The sequence below is a fragment of the Streptomyces sp. AM 4-1-1 genome, assembly GCF_029167625.1.
Classification (GTDB): Bacteria; Actinomycetota; Actinomycetes; order Streptomycetales; family Streptomycetaceae; genus Streptomyces.
In genome coordinates, this window is the sequence record NZ_CP119145.1 from 5,409,920 (window position 1) to 5,432,602 (window position 22,683).

14 protein-coding genes are annotated in these 22,683 nt (G+C 71.5%); 4 read left to right on the forward strand and 10 right to left on the reverse strand.

Annotated features, from left to right (window positions below):
* Positions 1 to 376: 376 nt before the first annotated feature.
* From PZB75_RS23040 to PZB75_RS23050, 3 genes are all read right to left on the reverse strand, one after another.
* A complete protein-coding gene (locus PZB75_RS23040; RefSeq protein ID WP_275538832.1) occupies positions 377 to 1,000 on the reverse strand; it encodes a helix-turn-helix domain-containing protein in 624 nt (207 codons plus the stop codon).
* 275 nt (positions 1,001 to 1,275) lie between these two features.
* Positions 1,276 to 1,950 (reverse strand): response regulator, encoded by a 675-nt coding sequence (locus tag PZB75_RS23045; RefSeq protein WP_275537195.1) that lies wholly within the window; start codon positions 1,948 to 1,950, stop codon positions 1,276 to 1,278.
* Positions 1,947 to 3,908, reverse strand: a complete 1,962-nt coding sequence (locus tag PZB75_RS23050) for an ATP-binding protein (protein ID WP_275537196.1) — start codon at positions 3,906 to 3,908, stop codon at positions 1,947 to 1,949. Before PZB75_RS23050 ends, PZB75_RS23045 begins: the two co-directional genes overlap by 4 nt.
* 175 nt (positions 3,909 to 4,083) lie before the next feature.
* Between PZB75_RS23050 and PZB75_RS23055 the strand changes: the two genes are divergently transcribed.
* Together PZB75_RS23055 and PZB75_RS23060 are read left to right on the forward strand one after the other, a co-directional pair.
* On the forward strand, positions 4,084 to 5,436 hold the full coding sequence (locus PZB75_RS23055) for a cation:dicarboxylase symporter family transporter (RefSeq protein WP_275537197.1): 1,353 nt from the start codon (positions 4,084 to 4,086) through the stop codon (positions 5,434 to 5,436).
* A gap of 142 nt (positions 5,437 to 5,578) precedes the next feature.
* Positions 5,579 to 6,124, forward strand: coding sequence for a hypothetical protein (locus PZB75_RS23060; RefSeq protein ID WP_275537198.1), 546 nt, complete (start codon positions 5,579 to 5,581; stop codon positions 6,122 to 6,124).
* Positions 6,125 to 6,223: 99 nt separating this feature from the next.
* On the opposite strand, the gene glgB is transcribed toward PZB75_RS23060, so the two are convergent.
* The 4 genes from glgB to PZB75_RS23080 form a co-directional block, all read right to left on the reverse strand.
* Positions 6,224 to 8,773, reverse strand: a complete 2,550-nt coding sequence (gene glgB / locus PZB75_RS23065) for a 1,4-alpha-glucan branching enzyme (RefSeq protein WP_275537199.1) — start codon at positions 8,771 to 8,773, stop codon at positions 6,224 to 6,226.
* 66 nt (positions 8,774 to 8,839) lie between these two features.
* Complete coding sequence (locus tag PZB75_RS23070; protein ID WP_275537200.1) at positions 8,840 to 10,243, reverse strand: maltokinase; 1,404 nt, start codon at positions 10,241 to 10,243, stop codon at positions 8,840 to 8,842.
* 340 nt (positions 10,244 to 10,583) lie between these two features.
* Entirely contained in the window at positions 10,584 to 12,308 is a 1,725-nt protein-coding gene (gene treS, locus PZB75_RS23075) for a maltose alpha-D-glucosyltransferase (protein ID WP_275537201.1), read from the reverse strand.
* Positions 12,305 to 14,338, reverse strand: coding sequence for an alpha-1,4-glucan--maltose-1-phosphate maltosyltransferase (locus PZB75_RS23080; protein WP_275537202.1), 2,034 nt, complete (start codon positions 14,336 to 14,338; stop codon positions 12,305 to 12,307). Before PZB75_RS23080 ends, treS begins: the two co-directional genes overlap by 4 nt.
* 510 nt (positions 14,339 to 14,848) lie before the next feature.
* Between PZB75_RS23080 and glgP the strand changes: the two genes are divergently transcribed.
* Positions 14,849 to 17,560, forward strand: coding sequence for an alpha-glucan family phosphorylase (gene glgP / locus PZB75_RS23085; protein WP_275537203.1), 2,712 nt, complete (start codon positions 14,849 to 14,851; stop codon positions 17,558 to 17,560).
* A 201-nt stretch (positions 17,561 to 17,761) separates the two neighbouring features.
* On the opposite strand, the gene PZB75_RS23090 is transcribed toward glgP, so the two are convergent.
* On the reverse strand, positions 17,762 to 19,801 hold the full coding sequence (locus PZB75_RS23090; RefSeq protein ID WP_275537204.1) for a M4 family metallopeptidase: 2,040 nt from the start codon (positions 19,799 to 19,801) through the stop codon (positions 17,762 to 17,764).
* 447 nt (positions 19,802 to 20,248) lie between these two features.
* Positions 20,249 to 21,145, reverse strand: a complete 897-nt coding sequence (locus PZB75_RS23095; protein ID WP_275537205.1) for a class I SAM-dependent methyltransferase — start codon at positions 21,143 to 21,145, stop codon at positions 20,249 to 20,251.
* A 336-nt stretch (positions 21,146 to 21,481) separates the two neighbouring features.
* Here PZB75_RS23095 and PZB75_RS23100 point away from each other — a divergent pair, with 336 nt between their 5' ends.
* Positions 21,482 to 22,243 (forward strand): DUF4839 domain-containing protein, encoded by a 762-nt coding sequence (locus tag PZB75_RS23100; protein WP_275537206.1) that lies wholly within the window; start codon positions 21,482 to 21,484, stop codon positions 22,241 to 22,243.
* Between the two features lie 59 nt (positions 22,244 to 22,302).
* Here the strand turns inward: PZB75_RS23100 and PZB75_RS23105 are convergent, their stop codons facing one another.
* Positions 22,303 to 22,476 carry a hypothetical protein gene (locus PZB75_RS23105; RefSeq protein ID WP_275537207.1) on the reverse strand — a complete coding sequence of 58 codons (174 nt, stop codon included), beginning with the start codon at positions 22,474 to 22,476 and terminating at the stop codon, positions 22,303 to 22,305.
* Between the last annotated feature and the right edge of the window lie 207 nt (positions 22,477 to 22,683).

A 22,683-nucleotide genomic window follows, 5' to 3' on the forward strand; every position in this document is an offset into this window, starting at 1 on the left:
GGCCGGCCGGTGCCGGCGCCGCGTCCGGTCCGCTGCCGGTCACGGGTCCGGCACGTGGCCGCTCAGGACGTGAGCGCGCAACCCCGCGCGTGAAACCGCTCCGGCATCCGCCGTACAGATCTTCCCCTGTGCAGATCGTCCGCTGTTCGGACGGTCCGCTGTAGAGATCATCCGCCGTAGGAATCATTCGGCATGCCGATCATCTGTCTCGCGGGCGAGGACCCGGCGCCCCCGGTCGGCCGTTCCCATGCGGGGTCGCCGGGTCCTGGCCCGTTACGGTCGCCGCCCCGTGGCCGGACCCGTCGGTCGGTCGTGCGGGGAGCCGCCGCGAGCGGAGTCAGCCTTGCCGCACTCCGGACCGCACCACGCGCCCGCGTCAGCCGTCCGCCGTCTCCCAGAACCGGTCCACGACCCGCGCCAGGAAGTCCCGGCCCGCCTCTCCCGTGCCCCCGGTCCGCTGCGCTCCCGCGCCGCCCCAATTGAGCGTCGTCACCATCAGCGCCTGGTAGTCGGCGTGCAACTGCTCCAGGACCTCCTGGACCCGCCGCCGGTCCAGCGGCACGAGCTTCGCTACCGGTTTGACCTGCGCCTGCCACCGGGTCTCCACCGCGCTGCGCAGCAGCTCCGCCAGCTCCTCGTCCCGGCCCGTCACCGTGACGAACTCGGCGGGCGACAGACCCAGCGCCTCGCAGAGCGTCGCCGACTGGCGTTCGTTGCCCCGCCAGCGCCCCGACTCCTCCATCCGCGCGTAGTTCGACACGCTCATCCCCAGCAACCGGGACAGGTCGTCGACGGGCATCTCGCGGGCCAGCCGATGGTCGCGCAGCGTACGGGCGGCGGTCAGCAGCTCGCTCGGCGCGCACCACAGCACTCCGGCGAGTGCGGTGAGTTCGCGTTCGGTGGGCTGAGCGGTACCACGCTCCCAGGCCATCACCGTGTCGGTGGTGATCTGGAGTCCGTACTGGGCGGCGAGGCCGTAAGCGACATGGCCCGGCGCCATCCCCAGGGCCTGGCGCAGTCTGCGCGCGGCGGGGGCGTTGAAGGGTGGGATCGGGTGCACGCGCTCACCGTAAGCGGCCTGACCGGGGAATACTACGGTCTGTTCCATCGATATAACGGTTCGTAGGAACGTCCTAATGTCCTATGGGGTGCTGTTCGCCTCATTGGCGGAAGATTTTGTTCCGGCGCCGCCTTATGGGTGTGTACCGCATGGATCTCGAACGTATGTCGCGATACTCGGCCGGCCCGGTCGCCGCGCGCCCCGCGAGCCCGGTGTCAACGGCTCTCGGCGACCCATCGGTAGCGCAGTTCCGGGCGCCCGACCTGTCCGTACCGGGGACTGCGCACCGCGCGGCCGGACGTCACCAGATGTTCCAGATAGCGGCGCGCGGTGATCCGGGAGATACCGAGGGTCTCGCCGGCCGTGGTGGCCGTCGCTCCGTCCGGGGCCGACCGCAGGGCCCGGGTCACCGCCTCAAGGGTCGGACCGCTCAAACCCTTCGGCAGGGTGGCGGGCCGGGGCGTCCGCAGGGCCCCGAGCGCCCGGTCGACCTCGTCCTGCCCGCTTGCCTCGCCCGCCGCCGCCCGGAACTCCGCGTAGCGCACCAGCCGGTCGCGCAGGGTGGCGAAGGTGAACGGCTTGAGGACGTACTGCACGACCCCCAGCGACACCCCTTCGCGCACCACCGCCAGATCACGCGCCGACGTGACGGCGATGACATCGGCCGAGTGCCCCGCCGCACGCAGCGAGCGCAGCAGCCGCAACCCGTGGCCGTCGGGCAGATAGAGGTCCAGGAGCAGCAGATCGACCGGCGTACGCTCCAGCGCACGCGCCGCTTCCGCCCGTGAGTGCGCCACGGCGGCGACCTCGAACCCGGGGACGCGTCCCACGTACAGCTGATGGGCGTCCGCCACGACCGGATCGTCCTCGACGATCAGTACCTGGATCACGCTCTCACCTCCTTCGCGGCACACGATGGCGGGGTAGGGGACGACGGGGTGCGGGCGGCCGTCGTACGGGACGACAGCGGCAGCCGGACCGTGAACCGCGCACCGCCGTCCGGTCCCTGACCGAGCGAGACCGTGCCGCCGTTGCGGTGCGCGGCCTGCCGGACCAGGGCCAGCCCCAGTCCACGCCCGGCGCCGCGCGTCGACCAGCCGCGGTCGAACACCTCGGCGGCGTCGCCCGGGGCGATCCCGGCCCCGGTGTCCTCGACCCGCAGCAGCAGCTCGTCGGGCCCGGCGAGCGCGGTGACCGTGACCCTGGCCCGCCCGGTCCGCCCACCCGGCCCGCGCCACGCGTGTCCGGCGGCGCCCGTGGTCCCCTCGGGCGGGAGTCCGTCCGCCCCGTCCGCCCCAGCCCCGTCCGCCCCAGCCCTGACCACCTCGGACCTGACCGCCCCAGCCCTGACCATCCCGGACCTGACCGCCCCAGCCCCGTCCACCTCGGTCCCTTCCGTCACGGCCGCGTCCGGGTACTCCTCCTCCGGGAACGGACTCTCCAGGAACCCCTCCTCCGGAAACTCCTCTTCCGCCGTCCCACCCTCCGCCGGGCCCTCCCGGCCCTCGTCCGGCAGGTGCCCGTCCGCCGCCCCGGACGCCGCCTCCACCGCGTTGTCGATGAGGTTGCCGAGGATCGTGACCAGGTCGCGCTGCGGCAGTGTCGCCGGCAGCGCCCCGTCGTCGATGAGACTGTCGTCCGCCAGGACCAGCTCCACGCCGCGCTCGTTGGCCTGGGCCGCCTTGCCCAGCAGCAGCGCGGCGAGCACCGGCTCGGCGACGGCGCCGACCACCCGGTCGGTGAGGGCCTGGGCCAGTTCCAGCTCGGCCGTCGCGAACCCGACCGCCTCCTCCGCCCGGCCCAGTTCGATCAGCGAGACGACGGTGTGCAACCGGTTCGCCGCCTCGTGCGCCTGCGAGCGCAGCGCCCGCGTGAAGCCGCGCTCGGAGTCCAACTCGCCCGAAAGCGCCTGGAGTTCGGTGTGATCGCGCAGGGTGACGACAGTGCCGTGCCGCTCGCCGCCCACCACCGGACGGGTGTTGACCACGACCACCCGGTCCGCCGTCAGATGTACCTCGTCCACCCGGGGTTCGCAGGCCAGCAGCGCTCCGGTCAGCGGTGCGGGCAGGCCGATTCCGGCCACCGCACGCCCGACCGCGTCCGGCCCGAGGCCCAGCAGTTCCCGCCCGGCGTCGTTGATCAGCGCGATCCGCCGCTGCCCGTCCAGCATCAGCAGTCCCTCACGCACCGCGTGCAACGTGGCCTCGTGGTAGTCGTGCATCCGGCTCAGTTCGGTCGCGTTCATGCCGTGCGTGTGCCGTCGCAGCCGGGCGTTGACGACGTACGTACCGAGTCCGCCGAGCATCAGCGCCCCGCCCGCGACGAGTGCGAGCGCCCCGAGCTGCCGGCGCACCTGGGTGGACACCCGCTCGACGGTGATGCCCGCGCTGACCAGACCGATGATCCGGCCACCGTCCCTGATCGGCGTGACCACCCGGATCGACGGCCCGAGCGTGCCGGTGTACGTCTCCGTGAACGTCCCACCGTGCAGCGCCCGCGCGGTGTGTCCGAGGAAGGGCTCCCCTATCCGGTCGGCGTCCGGGTGCGTCCACCGGACCCGCGCCGGGCTCATGATCGTGACGAACGCGATCCCGGTGTCCGCCCGTACCCTCTCCGCGTACGGCTGGAGCCGCGCCGACGGATCGGGGGAGCGGACCGCCTCCCGTACCGAAGGCGCCGCGGCCACCGCCAGCGCCGCCGCCGTGACCTGCCGGGCCGCCGTGGTCTCGGCCTGTTCGCGCCCGGACACGTACGTGAACACCGCGCACCCCGCCACCACCGCGGCGATCAGCACGACCTGCATCGCGAAGAGCTGACCGGCCAGGCTGCGGGGGCGGAGGAGACGCATGCCCCCAGTCTGCCCGCCCGGTCGTACCGGTCGCGGTGGCCCCACCGGCCGGAACGTGTCCGCGAACTCAATGCACACAACGGTGACCGGCGTCACAACCAGGGAGATAGTCGCCGGGGCCCCAGGGACGGGGGAAGTGACCGGGGCGCGCCCCCGGAGAGACCGAGGAGGACCCGTGGCCGCCAGGCGGGACCGCACGCACTATCTGTATCTGGCCGTGATCGGCGCCGTGGTGCTGGGCATCGTCGTGGGCTTCGCCGCCCCGGGCGTCGCGGTCGAGCTCAAGTCGGTCGGTACCGGCTTCGTGAACCTCATCAAGATGATGATCTCGCCGATCATCTTCTGCACGATCGTGCTGGGCGTCGGTTCGGTGCGCAAGGCCGCGAAGGTCGGAGCGGTCGGCGGCCTCGCACTCGGCTACTTCCTGCTGATGTCGACCGTGGCGCTGGCGATCGGACTGCTCGTCGGCAACTTCCTGGAACCGGGTCAGAGCCTCCATCTCACCGAGGCGGCCCGCGCGGCGGGGGAGAAGCAGGCGGCCGGGGCCGGTGAGTCGACCACGGACTTCCTGCTCGGCATCATCCCGACCACCATGGTCTCCGCCTTCACCACGGGTGAAGTGCTCCAGACCCTGCTGATCGCCCTGCTCGCGGGCTTCGCGCTCCAGGCCCTCGGCCCGGCGGGTGAGCCGGTCGTGCGCGGTATCGGCCACATCCAGCGCCTGGTCTTCCGCATCCTCGCGATGATCATGTGGGCGGCCCCGGTCGGCGCGTTCGGCGCGATGGCGGCGGTGGTCGGTGAGACCGGGTCGGACGCGCTGAAATCCCTCGCGATCATCATGGTCGGCTTCTACCTGACCTGCGGGCTCTTCGTCTTCGTGGTGCTCGGGACGGTGCTGCGACTCGTCGCCGGGGTGAACCTGCTGCTCCTGCTGAAGTACCTGGGCCGGGAGTTCCTGCTGATTCTCTCCACGTCCTCGTCGGAGTCCGCGCTGCCGAGGCTGATCGCGAAGATGGAACACCTCGGGGTCAGCAGGTCCGTCGCCGGTATCACCGTGCCGACCGGCTACTCCTTCAACCTCGACGGCACCGCGATCTATCTGACGATGTCCTCGCTCTTCATCGCCAACGCGATGGGCGACCCGCTGAGCGCGAGCGAGCAGATCTCCCTCCTGGTCTTCATGATCATCGCCTCGAAGGGCGCGGCGGGCGTGACCGGCGCGGGCCTCGCCACCCTCGCGGGCGGCCTCCAGTCCCACCGCCCCGACCTGGTCGACGGTGTCGGCCTGATCGTCGGCATCGACCGTTTCATGAGCGAGGCACGCGCCATGACGAACTTCGCGGGCAACGCGGTCGCCACGGTCCTGGTCGGCACCTGGACGAAGGAGATCGACCGCGAACGCGCCGACCGGGTGCTCTCCGGAGCCCTCCCCTTCGACGAGGCCGCCCTCGACCCGGGCCACGCCCTGGCCACCGACACCCCGGAGCCGCACGCCGACGACCGGGAGCCCACTCCGGCGAAGCTCTGACGCCGGACCGGGCAGCCGATACGGCCGGTGCGGGCCCCCCACCCCGGACCGTCCGTATCGGCGTTCCGGAAGGTTGTGCCGGAGCCCCGGTGCGTGTGACTGTTCGAGGCATCCGCCCGTACGACCATGTGGAAGAGGGATGATGGAACAGGCCATTTCGATCAGCTGGGAGCCGGGGAAGATCGGAGCGGTGGCCGAAACGCTCGCCAGTGGATCGGACGACGACATAATCGGTCTCGAAGGTTACGTGATCAGGGAGAGAAGCTTCTTCGGCGACATCATGCTGAGCATGGGCGGCATGGACTTCCCGTTTCCCCGCACACCGGTCCTCGATTTCATCATCTCGTGGAAGTTCTCCCTGGATGAAGTGGCACTGACGGGTGTGTCGGACGTGGGCATCATCGACAAATACCATGTCACCCGCCTCGCGTTGAGGGATTACGAGGTCGTCGCGACGTCCACCGAGACGCAGGCGACGGTCTCCGTGCCATTCGTGGAGATCCTGGCGGCGATCCTTCGGTTCACGCGGAGTGTCCTGGACGAGATCACGCGTGAGTACCCGGATCTTTTGATGAACGACTTCATGGAGAACCTGTTCCGCGGTTCCCTCATGAGGGAGCTCGGCGAGGAGCAGTTCCTCAGGCACAGTGCTGCCATGAAGAAGCGTTTCGGCCGCCGCACGGACTGACCGGGGCCCCTCTTCCCAGGGGCTCCCCGAGCGCGGACACGCGGGTGCCCATGGATCTGGGCACCCGCGTGTCCGTCACCCCGTCAGCCGGTCACCCCGTCACACCGGCCGCAGCCACACCGTCGCCAGCGGCGGCAGCGTCAGCAGCAGGCTGTCCGGTCTGCCGTGCGCCGTCACCGCTTCGGGCTTCAGCGGGCCCGGGTTGTGGACGCCGCTGCCGCCGTAGCGGACCGCGTCCGTGTTCAGCGCCTCCACCCAGGAGACCGTCCGGCCCGCCACCTCCGGGACACCGACGCGGTACTCGTGCCGCACCACGGGCGAGAAGTGCGAGAGGGCCAGCAGCGGCGAACCCTCCGCGTCGTACCGCAGGAACGCGAGCACGTTGTCCTCCGCCGCCCCGCCGTCCACCCAGTCGAAGCCCTCCGGGACGGTGTCCCGCTGCCAGAGCGCGGGCGTCGCCGCGTACACCGCGTTCAGGTCGCCGACCAGGGTCCGTACCCCCCGGTGGTCGGCCTCGGCGCCGTACGACGGGTCGAGCAGCCACCAGTCCGGGCCGTGCCCCTCCGACCACTCCGAACCCTGGGCGAACTCCTGCCCCATGAACAGGAGTTGCTTGCCCGGATGGGCCCACATGAAGCCGAGGTACGCCCGGTGGTCGGCGCGCCGCTGCCACCAGTCGCCCGGCATCTTCGTGACCAGCGCCTGCTTTCCGTGCACCACCTCGTCGTGCGAGATCGGCAGCACGTAGTTCTCGCTGTACGCGTACACCATCGAGAACGTCATCTCGTTGTGGTGGTACTTCCGGTGCACCGGCTCCTTCGACATGTACGTCAGCGAGTCGTGCATCCAGCCCATGTTCCACTTCAGCCCGAAGCCGAGCCCGCCGAAGCCGTCCGGGCCGACGTGGTGGGTGGCCCGCGTGACACCGTTCCAGGCGGTGGACTCCTCGGCGATCGTGACGACGCCCGGATTGCGCCGGTACACCGTGGCGTTCATCTCCTGGAGGAAGGCCACCGCGTCGAGGTTCTCCCGGCCGCCGTGCTCGTTCGGCGACCACTGGCCGTCCTCGCGCGAGTAGTCCAGGTAGAGCATCGAGGCCACGGCGTCGACCCGCAGCCCGTCGACGTGGAACTCCTCGCACCAGTAAGTCGCGTTGGCCACCAGGAAGTTGCGTACCTCGGTGCGGCCGTAGTCGAACTCCAGGGTGCCCCAGTCCGGGTGCGCGGCCCGGCTCGGGTCGGAGTGCTCGTACAGCGGCCGGCCGTCGAACTCGGCGAGCGCCCAGTCGTCGCGCGGGAAGTGCGCGGGCACCCAGTCGACGATGATCCCGATCCCGGCCCGGTGCAGCGCGTCCACGAGATACCGGAAGTCGTCCGGAGTGCCCATCCGTGACGTCGGGGCGTAGAAGCCGGTGACCTGATAGCCCCAGGAGCCGCCGAACGGATGCTCCGCGACCGGCATCAACTCCAGGTGTGTGAAGCCTAGTTCGGACACGTACGCCGGGAGCTGGGCGGCCAGCTCGCGGTAGCCGAGGCCGGGGCGCCAGGACGGCAGATGCACCTCGTACACCGAGAGCGGTGCCTCGTGCACCGGCCGGTCGCCCCGGTGCGCCATCCACTCCTCGTCCCGCCACCGGTGGTGCGACGCCGTCACGATCGACGCGGTGGCCGGCGGCACCTCGGCGTGCCGGGCCATCGGATCGGCGCGCACGGTGTGCGAACCATCGGGGCGGCAGATGTCGAACTTGTACAGCGCACCCTCCCCGACCGCGGGCAGGAACAGCTCCCACACCCCGGTCGAGCCCAGCGACCGCATCGGGAAGCCGGTGCCGTCCCAGAAGTTGAAGTCCCCGACGACCCGCACCCCGCGCGCGTTCGGCGCCCAGACGGTGAACCGGGTGCCCGTGATCCCCTGGTGGACCATCGGCCACGCGCCGAGCGCGGTCCACAGCTCCTCGTGCCGCCCCTCACCGATCAGATGCAGGTCGAACTCGCCGAGCGCGGGCAGGAAGCGGTACGGGTCGTGGACCTCGACGTCCCCGGACCCGTAACCCACCAGCAGCGTGTACTCCGGTACGGAGGGCAGCGGCAGCACCCCGGAGAAGAGGCCGTCACCGTCCTCGCGCAGCCGGGCCCGCACCCCGTCGGCGAGCACGGTGACGGACTCGGCGCACGGGCGCAGTGCCCGCAGCAGCACCCCGCCCTCGACCGGATGCGCGCCGAGCAGACCGTGCGGGGCGTGATGCTCCCCGGCGAGCAGCCGGCCCCGGTCCGGGGCGTCGAGCGCCGGAGCGTCGAGTGCGGGGCCGTCGGGCACCGGGCCGTCGAGTAGCCGCCCCGGGCCGACCCGGGGGTCTTCGGTGTCTTCTCCCGTGCTCCTGCCTTTGGCGCCGCTCCCGGAGGGGGCGGTGGTGCGGGTCCTGGCGGTGGGGGCCCCGGGACGGCCCGGGGCGGTGGTGGTGCGGGCGGCCCCGGACGGGACCGGCTTCGGCGCGGATGCCGTGAGCGCGGTGGATGTGGTGAGCGCGACGGGTGTCGTGAGTGCGGTGGGTGTCGTGGCCGTGGTGGCTGTCGTCGGTGTGCCGGGTGTCGTGGACGGCCGGGCTTCGGTGCGCGTGGGGGACTTGCGGGACGGCTTGCGGGCGGTCAAGGGGACGGCCTCCTCCGGTGGGGGGTGAGCGGAGCGGGTGGTGGGTCGGCGAGCGGGACGCAGGTGTCAGTCGGCGGTGGCCGTCGCCGTGGCGGGCGCGGCGGCCAGCCGGTGGATGGCCGCCATCGGGACCGGCAGCCAGTCCGGCCGGTGCCGGGCCTCGTACAGCACCTCGTACACCGCCTTGTCGGTCTCGTGGGCGCGCAGCAGCTCCGGTTCGCCGCGCGGGTCGGAGCCGGTGGCCGCCGCGTACCCCTCGCAGTACGCGTCCCGGCAGCGGGCCGCCCACTCGGCGTTCCACGGCAGGTGCGAGCGGGCCGCGTAGTCGAACGACCGCAGCATGCCCGCGATGTCACGGACCGGCGGCCGGGGGCGGCGGCGCTCCGGAAGCGGTATGGCGGGCTCGCCCTCGAAGTCGATCAGCGACCAGAAGCCGTCCGCCGCGCGCAGCGCCTGCCCGAGGTGGAGGTCTCCGTGGACCCGCTGGGTGGCCCAGCCCCGGCCGCTCGACCCGGCCTCGGCGACCGCGTCGAACGCCGCCCGCAGACCGGGGACGTACGGCACCAGCGCGGGAACCGCCCGCGCCGCCGCCTCCAGCCGTCGTGTCATCCCCGCCGCCAGGTCCTCGGTCTGCGACCGGCGCAGCACGGGCGTCGGCAGGGCCACCGCCAGCGCGGTGTGCACCTCCGCGGTGGCCCGCCCCAGCGCACGGGCCTCGGGCGCGAAGTCGCCGTCCGAGGCGAGGGAGCGCAGCGCGAGCTGCCAGCCGTCCTCCGCGCCGTGCAGGAAGGGCTGGAGGACGCCCAGCGTGAGGGGTTCCCGGCCGAACGTCTCCGGGGCGGCGGCCTGGAACCACGCGACCGGCGCGGGCACCCGCCCGCACCCCTGGCCGGTCAGCGCGAGCGGCAGCTCCAGATCGGGGTTGGTGCCCGGGAAGATCCGGCGGAAGATCTTGAGGATGTACGCGTCCCCGAAGATCAGCGAGGAGTTGGACTGCTCGGTGCCGAGCGGGCGCGGGGGCAGTCCGGCGGGGATCGGCGCGGCCCGGTCGAAGCGGAGCGGGCCCAGGGTGCCGGGGGTGCGAAATCGTTCCAGCAGGAGTTCCGCCAGGCGGGGGTCGTGCAGCCCCTCGTACACCGTGCGGCCCGCCAGTGGTCCGCCGACCACCCGGCCGATCAGTGCGGGGGCCAGCCGGGGCGGCAGCACGGCGCGCACCCCGAGCAGCAGTTGGTAGCAGTCGCCCGGGGGCCGGCCGGACGGTCCGGGCTGATGGACCCGGACGAGCAGATGGAGAAGTCCCGGGCCGGCGGTGTCCGTCGGCAGTAATTCGGTCGCCGAGACCAGCGAGAACCCGGTCACCGGCTGTCCCTTGCCCGCGAACCACCGTTGCCGGGGCAGCCACGCGTACAGCAGGGGGGCCAGTGAGGGGAGCAGGGCTTCAGGGGCCCGAGCGGATGCAGCCTCCGGCATGGCATCGCGTCCTTTCCCCGGGCGCACCACAGGATGCGAGGAGTGTCCCGGATTTGCGGCAATGACTGTCCGGCTACGACTGTCCGGCTATGAGGTCCGGCTGTGACTCCGACCGGCTGTGACTGTCCGGCTGTGACTCTGACGGGCTGTCCGGCTGTCCGGCTGTCCGGCTGTCCGGCTGTCCGGCCGTGCGGGACAGCCGGGTGACCTGTGGTCCGTACGCGCTCGGCCCCGGGCCCGGAGAAACCCCGCCGGGCCCGGGGGCCCGGCCGGAGACCGACGGAGTGGCGCCGGACCCCCGCACGCGGCGGCGGACACCGCCCCGCGCCGGGCCCGTCCGTCAACTCGGTGGCGCGTCCTTGCGGAGCCTGAACCAGTAGAAGCCGTGGCCCGCGAGCGTCAGCAGATACGGCAGCCTGCCGATGGCCGGGAAGCGCACCCCGCCGATCAGCTCCACCGGGTGCCGCCCCTCGAACGCGCGCAGATCCAGCTCGGTGGGCTGCGCGAACCGGGAGAAGTTGTGCACGCAGAGCACCACGTCCTCGCCGGCGTCGCCGGTCGCGGGGGCCTCACGGGTGAAGGCGAGCACGGCCGGGTTGGACGACGGCAGCTCGTTGTACGAGCCGATGCCGAAGGCGTGGTTCTGCTTGCGGATCTCGATCATCCGCCGCGTCCAGTGCAGCAGCGAGGACGGCGACGCCATCGACGCCTCGACGTTGGTGACCTGGTAGCCGTAGACCGGGTCCATGATCGTGGGGAGGTAGAGCCGCCCGGGGTCGCTGGAGGAGAATCCGGCGTTCCGGTCGGGCGTCCACTGCATCGGGGTCCGCACGGAGTCCCGGTCGCCCAGCCAGATGTTGTCACCCATCCCGATCTCGTCCCCGTAGTAGAGGATCGGGGAGCCGGGCAGGGACAGCAGCAGCGCGGTGAACAGCTCGATCTGGTTGCGGTCGTTGTCCAGCAGCGGCGCGAGGCGTCGGCGGATGCCGATGTTGGCGCGCATCCGGGGGTCCTTGGCGTACTCCGCGTACATGTAGTCGCGCTCTTCGTCCGTGACCATTTCGAGCGTCAGCTCGTCGTGGTTGCGCAGGAAGACACCCCACTGGCAGCCGGACGGGATCGCCGGGGTCTTCGCCAGGATCTCTGAGACCGGGTAACGGCTCTCCCGGCGCACGGCCATGAAGATCCGCGGCATCACGGGGAAGTGGAACGCCATGTGGCACTCGTCGCCCCCGGCGGGGAAGTCACCGAAGTAGTCGACGACGTCCTCGGGCCACTGGTTGGCCTCGGCGAGCAGCACCGTGTCCGGGTAGTGCGCGTCGATCTCCTTGCGGACCCGCTTGAGGAAGGAGTGCGTCTCCGGCAGGTTCTCGCAGTTGGTCTTCTCGCGCTGGTAGAGGTACGGCACGGCGTCCAGCCGGAAGCCGTCGATGCCCAGGTCGAGCCAGAACCGCAGCGCGGAGACGATCTCCTCCTGGACCGCCGGGTTCTCGTAGTTGAGGTCCGGCTGGTGAGAGAAGAACCGGTGCCAGTAGTACTGCTTGCGCACCGGGTCGAAGGTCCAGTTCGACGTCTCGGTGTCGACGAAGATGATCCGGGCGTCCTCGTACTGCTTGTCGTCGTCGGCCCAGACGTAGTAGTCGCCGTACGGCCCGTCCGGGTCGCTGCGGGACTGCTGGAACCAGTCGTGCTGATCGCTCGTGTGGTTCATGACGAAGTCGATGATCACGCGCATGCCCCGCTGGTGAGCGGCGTCGACGAACTCCACGAAGTCCGCGAGGTCACCGAACTCCGGGAGCACCGCCGTGTAGTCGGACACGTCGTAACCACCGTCCCGCAGCGGTGACTTGAAGAACGGCGGCAGCCAGAGGCAGTCGACGCCGAGCCACTGGAGGTAGTCCAGCTTGGCGGTGAGGCCCTTGAGGTCACCGATGCCGTCGCCGTTGGAGTCCTGGAAGGACCTGACGAGGACCTCGTAGAAGACGGCGCGCTTGAACCAGTCGGGATCGCGGTCCTTGGCGGGAGTGTCCTCGAACATGTCGGGGACGGGCTCATTGACGATCATGGTGTGGGTGACCCTCCGGTCGGCGGGGACGGTCGCAGGACGACGATGTGCGCGGGCGTGACGCCCGGTTCCAGGCGCACATAGAAGGTCCTGCCCCAGTGATAGGTCTCGCCGGTGAGCTCGTCGCGCACCGGGGCGGTCTCATGCCTTTCGAGGCCGAGCCGCGGCATGTCCAACGAGACCGTGGCCTCCTGGGTGTGGTGCGGGTCGAGGTTGACGACCACCAGAACGGTGTTCGAACCGCAATGCCTGCTGTAGGCGATCAGGGCGTCGTTGTCGACGGTGTGGAAGTGCGTGCCGCGCAACTGCCGCAGCGCCGGATGGCGGCGTCTGATCCGGTTGAGCGAGGTGATCAGAGGGACCAGGGAGCGGCCCTCGCGTTCCGCCGACTCCCAGTCCCTGGGCCGCAGTTGGTACTTCTCCGAGTCGATGTACTCCTCGCTCCCGGCCTGTGCCGGGGTGTTCTCGCAGAGTTCGTATCCCGCGTACACGCCCCAGGTGGGGGAGAGCGTCGCGGCGAGCACCGCCCGCGCCTCGAACGCGGGCCGGCCGCCGTCCTGGAGGTAGCCCGGCAGGATGTCAGGGGTGTTCACGAAGAAGTTGGGCCGCATGTACGAGGCGCTGTCGCCGGTCAGCTCGGTGATGTACCCGGTCAGTTCCGGCTTGGTGTTGCGCCAGGTGAAGTACGTGTACGACTGCTGGAAGCCGATCTTCGCCAGCGTGTGCATCATCGCCGGCCGGGTGAACGCCTCGGCCAGGAAGATCACGTCCGGATCGGCGCCGTTGATCTCCGCGATCACCTTCTCCCAGAAGACGACCGGCTTGGTGTGCGGATTGTCGACGCGGAAGATCCGGACGCCGCGCCCCATCCAGAACCGCAGCACGCGGACGGTCTCGGCGACCAGACCGCGCAGGTCCTTGTCGAAGGCGATCGGGTAGATGTCCTCGTACTTCTTCGGCGGGTTCTCGGCGTACGCGACCGAACCGTCGGGGCGGTGGTGGAACCACTCCGGGTGCTCCGTCACCCACGGGTGGTCGGGGGAGCACTGGAGCGCGAAGTCCAGTGCCACCTCCATCCGCAGGGTGCGGGCGGTGGCCACGAAGTGATCGAAGTCGTCGAGGGTGCCGAGGTCCGGGTGGACGGCGTCGTGGCCGCCGTCGGCCGAACCGATCGCCCACGGCACCCCGACGTCATGGGCGCCGGCCGAGAGCGAGTTGTTGGGGCCCTTGCGGTGGGTGGTGCCGATGGGGTGGATCGGCGGCAGATAGACGACGTCGAACCCCATGGCGGCGACGGCGGGCAGCCGTTCGGCCGCGGTCCGGAAGGTGCCGCTGACCAGGCGGGCGGGGCGCGCGGAGGCGTCGGCCGCCGAGGCCGTCCCCGTGTCCGCGGCGGGTTCCGTCCTGGCGCCCTCGGAGCGCGGGAACAGCTCGTACCAGGAACCGAACAGCGCCCGTGGCCGCTCGACGACGAGGGGCAGCGGCCGGGACCGGGTGACCAGTTCGCGCAGCGGATGGCGGGCCAGCGCCTCGTCCACCCCGGCGGCGAGCGCCGCCGCGAGACGGGCGGTGGCCGGGCGGGAGTCGTCGCGCAACGCGTCGGCGGCGGCCAGCACCGCCTCGCGCCCGTCCCGCTTGGGTACGCCCGCCGCGGCCCGTTCGTACAGCTCGGCGCCCTCGGCCAGCACCAGGGCGGTGTCGATGCCCGCCGGGATCTTCACCCCGGCGCACCGCCGCCAGGTCGTCACCGGATCGCTCCACGCCTCGACCGTGTACGTCCAGCGCCCCTCGGAGCCGGGGGTGACGTCCGCGCCCCAGCGGTCCGAGCCGGGGGCCAGCTCCCGCATCGGGGTCCAGGGGCCCCGGCGCCCACTGGAATCCCGTAGCACCGCGTTGGCGGCGACCGCGTCATGACCCTCGCGGAACACGGTGGCGGTCACCTGGAAGGTCTCACCCGCGACGGCCTTCGCCGGTCTTCTGCCGCAGTCGACCAGGGGCCGGACGTCGAGGACGGGAATGCGACCGATCATGGAATCACCTGGGGGCTGGGGCGCGGACGGCACAGGACGAGACACGGGCGGTACCGGCCGGACGCGACCGCCACGGCCGTGAGGGTCTGTCCTTTGTAGCCGCTCCACGGGTGACTGACGGGGCGTGGGCGGGGCCGCCCCTGGGCGCGTTCACTCGAATGGCACTCGAATGGCGCTACGAGGGAGTCCCGCCGGGGTGTGAACCGGATGCGCACCGGAGTGCGATGGGGCGCGTACGGGTCCGATACGAGCCCTTCGCGAGCCGGGTGCGGTCCCACGGGAGGTCGGGAACGCCGGGGAGCGGGGATCGCCTGAGCCGCGTGCGGGCGAGGGGCCCCGGTCCCACCCGGGGACGGCCGCTCGGCGGGACGCCGAAGACGCGCCCGGGAAGGGCGCGGCCCGGAACGCCACCGGGGGGCGCGCGGCGCCCATGCCGTTCAGGGGTGACGCGACGGCGCAGTCAGCGGTGCGGTCCCTCCGGATCGGTACGACCCCTGTAAAGGTGGAAGCGTGAAGGCCATTCGTCGATTCACCGTGCACCCCGTCCTGCCCGAAGCCCTCCGACCCCTCGACGACCTCGCGCGCAATCTGCGCTGGTCCTGGCACACCCCGACCCGCGAGCTCTTCCGGGCACTCGGCCCCGACGGGACACGCGCGGCGGACATCGACCCCGTACAGCTGCTCGCCACCGCGTCCGCCGCGCGCCTCGCCGAGCTGGCCGAGGACCGGACGTTCGCGCACCGGCAGGCGGAGGCGGCCGCGGACCTCCGGGACTATCTGGACGGCCCCCGGTGGTACCAGCGGCAGACCGCCCAGGACGACGGACCCCCCGCGGCCGTCGCCTACTTCTCACCCGAGTTCGGGGTGGCGGCGGCCCTGCCCCAGTACTCCGGCGGACTAGGCATCCTGGCCGGGGACCACCTCAAGGCCGCCAGCGACCTGGGCGTACCGCTCATCGGGGTCGGGCTGCTCTACCGGCACGGCTACTTCCGCCAGAGCCTGTCGCGGGACGGCTGGCAGCAGGAGCACTATCCCGTCCTCGACCCGCACGAACTGCCGCTCACCCCGCTGCGCGAGGCGGACGGCACCCCCTCCCGGATCGTGCTGACCCTGCCCGGCGGCCGCACGCTGCACGCCTGTGTGTGGCAGGCCCAGGTGGGCCGCGTACCGCTGCTGATGCTCGACTCCGACGTGGAGGAGAACGAACCGCGCGAGCGCGACGTCACCGACCGGCTCTACGGCGGCGGCAGCGAGCACCGGCTGCTCCAGGAGATGCTGCTCGGCATCGGCGGGGTGCGCGCGGTGCGGACCTACTGCCGTCTCACCGGGCACTCGGCGCCGGAGGTGTTCCACACCAACGAGGGCCACGCCGGATTCCTCGGCCTGGAGCGCGTCCGCGAACTCGGCGGCGCCGGACTCGACTTCGGCCCCGCGCTGGAGACGGTACGGGCCGGGACGGTCTTCACCACCCACACCCCGGTGCCCGCGGGCATCGACCGGTTCGACCGCGGACTCGTCGCCCGACACTTCGGCGACGACGGCGAACTGCCGGGCGTCGACGCGGACCGCGTGCTCGACCTGGGCACGGAGACGTACCCGGGCGGCGACCCCGACGTCTTCAACATGGCGGTGATGGGTCTGCGGCTCGCCCAGCGCGCGAACGGCGTCTCGCTGCTGCACGGCGCGGTCAGCCGAAGGATGTTCGCCGGACTGTGGCCGGGCTTCGACCCGGAGGACGTGCCGATCACCTCCGTGACCAACGGGGTGCACGCGCCGACCTGGGTCGCCCCGGAGGTGTTCCGGCTGGGCGCGCGCGGGAGCGGCGCGCAACACGACGGGGACGGTTCGGGAGGCGGCGGACGGGACTTCGGCGAGGACGGTCCGGGAGGCGTGCCCGAGGGCGGCTCCGGCGACGGGCGGCGGTGGGACGGGGAGCCCGGGAGCGGGCACGCCTTCGCCGGCGTCCCGGACCGCGAGATCTGGGACCTGCGCCGGGAGCTGCGCGGGCAGCTGGTGACCGAGGTGCGTGAGCGGCTGTACGCGTCATGGCGCGGAAGAGGCGCCGGCACGGCCGAACTCGGCTGGATCGACGGGGTGTTGGACCCGGATGTGCTCACGGTCGGCTTCGCCCGCCGGGTCCCCTCGTACAAACGGCTGACGCTGATGCTGCGCGACCGGGACCGGCTCACCGAGCTGCTGCTCCATCCGACGCGGCCGATCCAGATCGTCGTCGCCGGCAAGGCCCATCCCGCCGACGACAGCGGGAAGCGGCTGGTCCAGGAGCTGGTGCGGTTCGCGGACGATCCACGCGTGCGCCATCGCATCGTCTTCCTCCCGGACTACGGGATGGCGATGGCGAAGAAGCTCTACCCGGGGTGCGACGTCTGGCTCAACAACCCGCTGCGTCCGCTGGAGGCGTGCGGCACGAGCGGGATGAAGGCGGCCCTCAACGGCTGCCTCAACCTCTCCGTGCTCGACGGCTGGTGGGACGAGTGGTTCGACCCGGACTTCGGCTGGGCGATCCCGACCGCCGACGGCTCCGCCACCGACGAGGACCGGCGGGACGGACTGGAGGCCGACGCGCTGTACGAGCTGTTCGAGGACCGGGTCGCGCCGGGCTTCTACGACCGGGGCGGAACGGGGCTGCCCGAGCGCTGGATCGAGATGGTCCGGCGCACCCTGGTCACACTCGGCCCGAAGGTGCTCGCCGGACGCATGGTGCGTGAGTACGTGGAGCGGCTGTACGCCCCCGCGGCGCGCGCCCACCGCTCGCTGGTGCCCGCCGCGGCCCGGGAGCTGGCCGACTGGAAGTCCCGCGTCCGCACCGCGTGGCCGGGGGTGGCCCTCGACCATGTGGAGGCGGTGGTGGCGACCGGGACGGACGGTTCCGCGGAGCTGGGATCGGCCCTGTCGCTGCGGGTCAGGGTCACGCTCGGCGAGCTGGAACCGTCGGAGGTCGAGGTGCAGGCGGTCGCCGGGCGGGTCGACTCCGCGGATGTGATCACGGACGCGCGGACGTTCCCGCTGAAGCCGGTCGGCGGGGTCGATCTGGAGGGCCGCTGGCTGTACGAGGGGCCGCTCGCCCTCGACCGCACGGGGCCGTACGGCTACACCGTGCGGGTGCTGCCCGCCCACCGGCTGCTGGCGTCGTCCGCCGAACTCGGCCTGGTCGCGCTGCCGGCCGGGGCGGCGGCGGACGGGGCGGGGTTCCTGACGCGCTGACCCAACACCTGGTACCTGACACCCGGCACCCGGGCGGGCGGAGCGTGGTGCGGTCCGAACGGGACCGGGGACACGAAGGGCCCGGATCTGTGCGCGGAGCGTGGGCGGTGTCGGGACGCACAACCGCCCGGGAGGGCTGAAGCTCCTCCCGGGCGGGTTCACCGGTTCACCGGATCAGCTGTGCCGACGGTGGCGCCGGGGTCAGAAGGTGAGCTTGAAGCTGTTGATCCTGCCGCTGTCACCCGCGTACAGGTCCTGCACCTTCAGCTTCCACGTCCCGTTCGCGGCCACCGTGGAGGCGTTGACGGTGTAGGTCGCCTTGACGTTGGCCGCCGAGTCGCTCAGCGACGCGTTCTTCAGCCGGTACGTCGTCCCGTTCGGGGCGACCAGGTCGACGACCAGGTCACCGCGGTAGGAGTGGGTGATGTCCACGCCGACCTGGAGGTTGCTGGGGGCGTTGCCGGTGCGGCCGGTGACGCTGACCGAGCTGGTGACGGCCGCGCCGCGGTCCGGAACGGTGACCGGGGTGGTGTTCTCGAAGACCGTGCCGGTGGGCGGGTTGGGGTCGCCGCCGCCGGGCCGCGCACCCACGGCGATTCCGGCCCAGGCGTCCGCGACGGACTTGTACTCGGCGCTGTTCGTGCCGTACAGCTCACCGGCCACGGCGAGCGTCCCGGTGCGGGCCGCCGCGTAGTTGGTGGTGGAGTTGAACTTCGTGGTGAGCGCCTTGTACCAGATCAGCGCGGCCTTGTCCCGGCCGATGCCGGTGACCGGGAGGCCGTCGGAGGTCGGCGAGTTGTACGAGACGCCGCCCACGACCTTGGAGCCGCTGCCCTCGGAGAGCAGGTAGAACCAGTGGTTGGCCGGGCCGGAGGAGTAGTGGACGTCCACGTTGCCGATGCCCGAGTACCACGAGTCCTTGGACGCGCCGTCCTTGCTCGGCTTGTCCATGTAACGCAGCGGGGTTCCGTTGCCGTTGATGTTGATCTTCTCGCCGATGAGGTAGTCACCCGGGTCCTGCGCGTTGTTCGCGTAGAACTCGACCGCGGTGGCGAGGATGTCGGAGGTCGCCTCGTTGAGGCCACCGGACTCACCGCTGTAGACCAGACCGGCGGTGGCGGAGGTGACGCCGTGCGTCATCTCGTGCGCGGCCACGTCGATCGAGGTCAGCGGGTGGGTGTTGCCGCTGCCGTCGCCGTAGGTCATGCAGAAGCAGCTGTCGTCCCAGAAGGCGTTGACGTAGCCGCTGCTGTAGTGGACCCGCGAGTAGGCGCCGACACCGTCACCGCGGATGCCGCTGCGGCCGTGCACGTTCTTGTAGTAGTCCCACGTGAGCGCGGCGCCGTAGTGCGCGTCGGCGCCCGCGGTCTCGGCGTTCGTCGCGGTGCCGTCGCCCCAGACGTCGTCGGAACCGGAGAACAGGGTTCCCTTGCCGGACGTGGCGCGGTTCAGGTTGTACGTCTTGTGACCGCCGCGGCCGGCGTCGGTCAGGGTGTACGAGGGCGAGGTGCCCAGCGTGACCTGGCCGCTGTACTGGGTGTTGCCCGTACCGGTCTGGACGGCCTGCCACTCGTAGAGCTTCGCCCCGGTGGTGGCGTCGGTGACGACGTGCAGCTGGTTCGGGGTGCCGTCGTCCTGGAGGCCGCCGACGACGGTCTCGTACGCGAGCTGCGGCTTGCCCTGGGCCATCCAGACGACCTTGCGCGGTGCCCGGTCGGCCTTGGTGCTCTTCGAACCGTCGGCCTTGGCCGCGCCCAGTGCCTGCTTCTCGGCGGTGGCCGGTGCCACGTCGGCCGTCGTGTCGACGGCCTTCAGCTGGGCGGTGGTCGCCGGGGACGCCTTGGTCACGCTCTCGGTCCTGCCCGCCTTGGTCTCGGCGACGACCAGGTCGCCGCCGAGGACGGGAAGTCCGGCGAAGGTGCGCTCGTAGCGGGTGTGGGTGGTGCCGTCGCGGTCCTGTACGACATCGCGGACGACCAACTGCTCCTGGGAGCCGAGGCCGAGCTCCCGGGCGGTCGTCGCCTTGGTGGCGTTGGCCTCCTTGATCAGCTCGGCCCGCTGGGCCGGGCTGAGTGAGGCGGGCAGGGCGCCGGGGTTGGTGGCGGTGGCGGCCTGTACGGCGCTGGTCGCGCCGCCCGGCGTGGCGGTGGCGCTGCCGGACTGGACTCCTACGGCGAGGAGGGCTGCGGTGGCTATCAGAGCGCCGGTCGCTGTGGCGCGACGGCTGGGCGTGGATCTCACGCGGACTCCTTCTGCAAGGGGGGTACCGGCGGCTGGGTGACCGGCCGGGCAGAGCAATCGGTGCGCAGAACGGGGTGAAGAGTGTCAGCCGGGACACGTGTCTGTCAGGACCGCGTCAACAAGTTGGCCAGAATTCGTCCGTTGCCTGAAGTGCCGTGTTCGTTAAGCGGACGTTTCACGGAACGACACGTCCGCACCGGCGTGAGTTCGCCCCGGCCCGGAACAGCAGAGCTTGGCGTGATCCGGCCGGACGACTCCCCGTCCGGGGACGGGCCGGGCGCCCGGCGGCCGACGTGCCGTGGGGCCTCGTCGGAGTGTGGCGCGTTCCATACCCCTCCGCACGCCGTCGGCGGGTCACGACAGAGACCGCGCCGGGGTCCTTCGGGCACGACAGAGACGGCGCCCCGGCCCTCATGGAGGGACCCGGGGCGCCGCCGATGACGTCCGTCAGCGTCCGGGCCTGTCCGCGAACACCCAGTGGTTGCCCGCCAGCGCGTCCCTCGGCTCGGGCAGGGGGCCGCGTCCGAGCCGGCGGGTGAAGTCGAACGGCGAGCGGACCGACGCGGACCAGCCCCTGCCCACCAGATCAGCGGCGGAGTCGGGCCGTGGTTCCTCGTCGAACAGGGTGAGCAGATCCACGCCGATCTGCTCCTTCGCCGAGGCGTACAGCGGACTGTCGCGGGATTCCGGCGACTCCAGACCGAGCTTGATCTCGTACATCAGCGTGCTGCCGTCCGCGCTCAGCCCGTCCACCGTGTCGACGAGACGCCGTTCGGCCGCGGCGGGGAGGTACAGCAGCAGCCCCTCGGCCAGCCAGGCGGTCGGCACGCCCGGGTCGAAACCGGCTCCGGTCAGGGCCCCGGCCCAGTCGGTGCCCAGATCGGCCCCGATCGGTACGCGTACCGCCTTGGGGACGGCGCACAGCCCGTCGAGCACCCTCTGTTTGAACCTCAGGACCCCCAGTGTGTCGATCTCGTACACCACACAGCCCGGCGGCCAGTCGAGCCGGAACGCCCGCGAGTCCAACCCCGCCCCGAGCAGCACGACCTGACGGATGCCCGTGCGCGCGGACCGCAGCAGATGGTCGTCCAGGACCCTCGTCCGGAGACCGAAGTACCGCGCCAGCCGTCCCCACAGCGGGTTGGCGTCCCCGTCCGGTACCTGCTCGGGCCGCACCGGCCAGCCCGCGGCGTCCCGGGCCGCGAGGACGAAGTGCTCCGCGTAGCCGTCCCGGGCCAGGGCGTCGGGGCGGTGGGTCTCGATCGCACGCGCCGCGGCGATCATCAGCGCTGTCCGTGCCACGCCCTCTCCGATACCGGTGTCACGATGTGCCGTGCCGACCACATGTCCTCCTCCTGAACGGGTCACGACCACGCGGCGGGCTGCCCGTGGCCGGTGGGACGAGCGCCGCGGGCGATGCTCGTGAACCGCGGGACCTCCTCGCCCGGCGGACGCGGAATCGCCGTGCGGCCGTCAACACCGTGTTGTGCATACCCCTTTGGGACACCGATCGAGCGGCGAGTCCACGCGGACGCCGAAGCCGGGTTCGGCGACCCGGCGAGGCGCGGGGCCGCCGGGCCGGGGGTTGGATCACGTCTACGGCTGTGACCGGCGAGCGCAGTCCCCTTATGCTCGCGAGGCAGTTGGTATGAACAGTCCATTTGGGGGGCGCGGAGCCGCATGGCCGACGAGATCAAGTACGAGTACAAGACCGTGCAGACAGTTCGCGGCACCGACGGCCTGGTGATCTCGAAGATGGAGAAGGACGGCTGGGAGCTCGTCGAACAGGCCCAGGGCATGCTTCGCTCCACCCTCGACTTCCGTCGGCCGAAGAAGCCGCAGCCGTGGCTCCTGATCGGCTCGGCGGTGGCCGTCCTCGTGATCCTGGCCGTCGTCATCGGCGTCGCCTCCGCACTCGGCGACGGAGGCGAGAAGGAGGACGAGCCGGGCAAGTCGACGGCCGCCGCGAGCGGAACGCCTTCCGCTGCGCCGACTGCGACTGCGACTGCGACTGCGACTGCGACTGCGACTGCGACCGCGGCCGAGTCGACTGCCACCGAGGTGATCACGCTTCGGAACAACCCGGAGTTCGCGGCGCTGCTGAAGGCGGACAACTGCGACGACGCCAACCTGGACTTCGCGACCAGGCACAAGGGCCGGACGATCGCGTTCGACGGCTCGATCGTGGACATGGCGCCCCACGGTGACTACGAGACCCGCTACGACTTCCTCCTGGGCCCGGGCGACAAGGGACCGAACACGACGGTCGGCCCGGCCTTCAAGTACGAGGACGTCAACACCGGGAACCTGCACCTGACCGGGAGGAAGATCCCCGCCGCAGTCGGCGAGGGCGACAAGTTCCGCTTCGTCGCCGAGGTGGGCGAATTCAACGCGGACCAGTGCCTCTTCTTCCTCCGCCCGGTCTCGACGGAGGTCCGGTAGTCAAGACGGGCAACCGCGTCATCACGGACCGGCGTGCCCGGCCATTTTCTCAGCTGTGATCATTTCCGGATCGCGTTGAGGACAAGGGCGGCACGGGCGACGCCGCCGATCCGGTCGGGGCGGAGGGTGACGTGCCGCACGGCGCGCCGGCGTTGCCTGAGTTCGGCGGTGGCACGTTCGCTGGGCGCGGCGACGTGGGTGACCGACGTGAAGCCTCCGATGGTTACGGACATGACCCCGTGGTGAGACCTGTCCCACCACGGCCTACCCGCGACCGAGGACGACCTGTACGGCTTGCCCAGGCACGAGGGGTCACGCGGCTTCGCGCAGATCACCTCGCTGAGAAGACGTCACCGAGCGCGGTCCGTGTTCGAGGAACCCGGAAGCGCTCATCCGGTGCCCACTTCACGGGGCCGTTGCCGATCGGAACGCGGACCCCG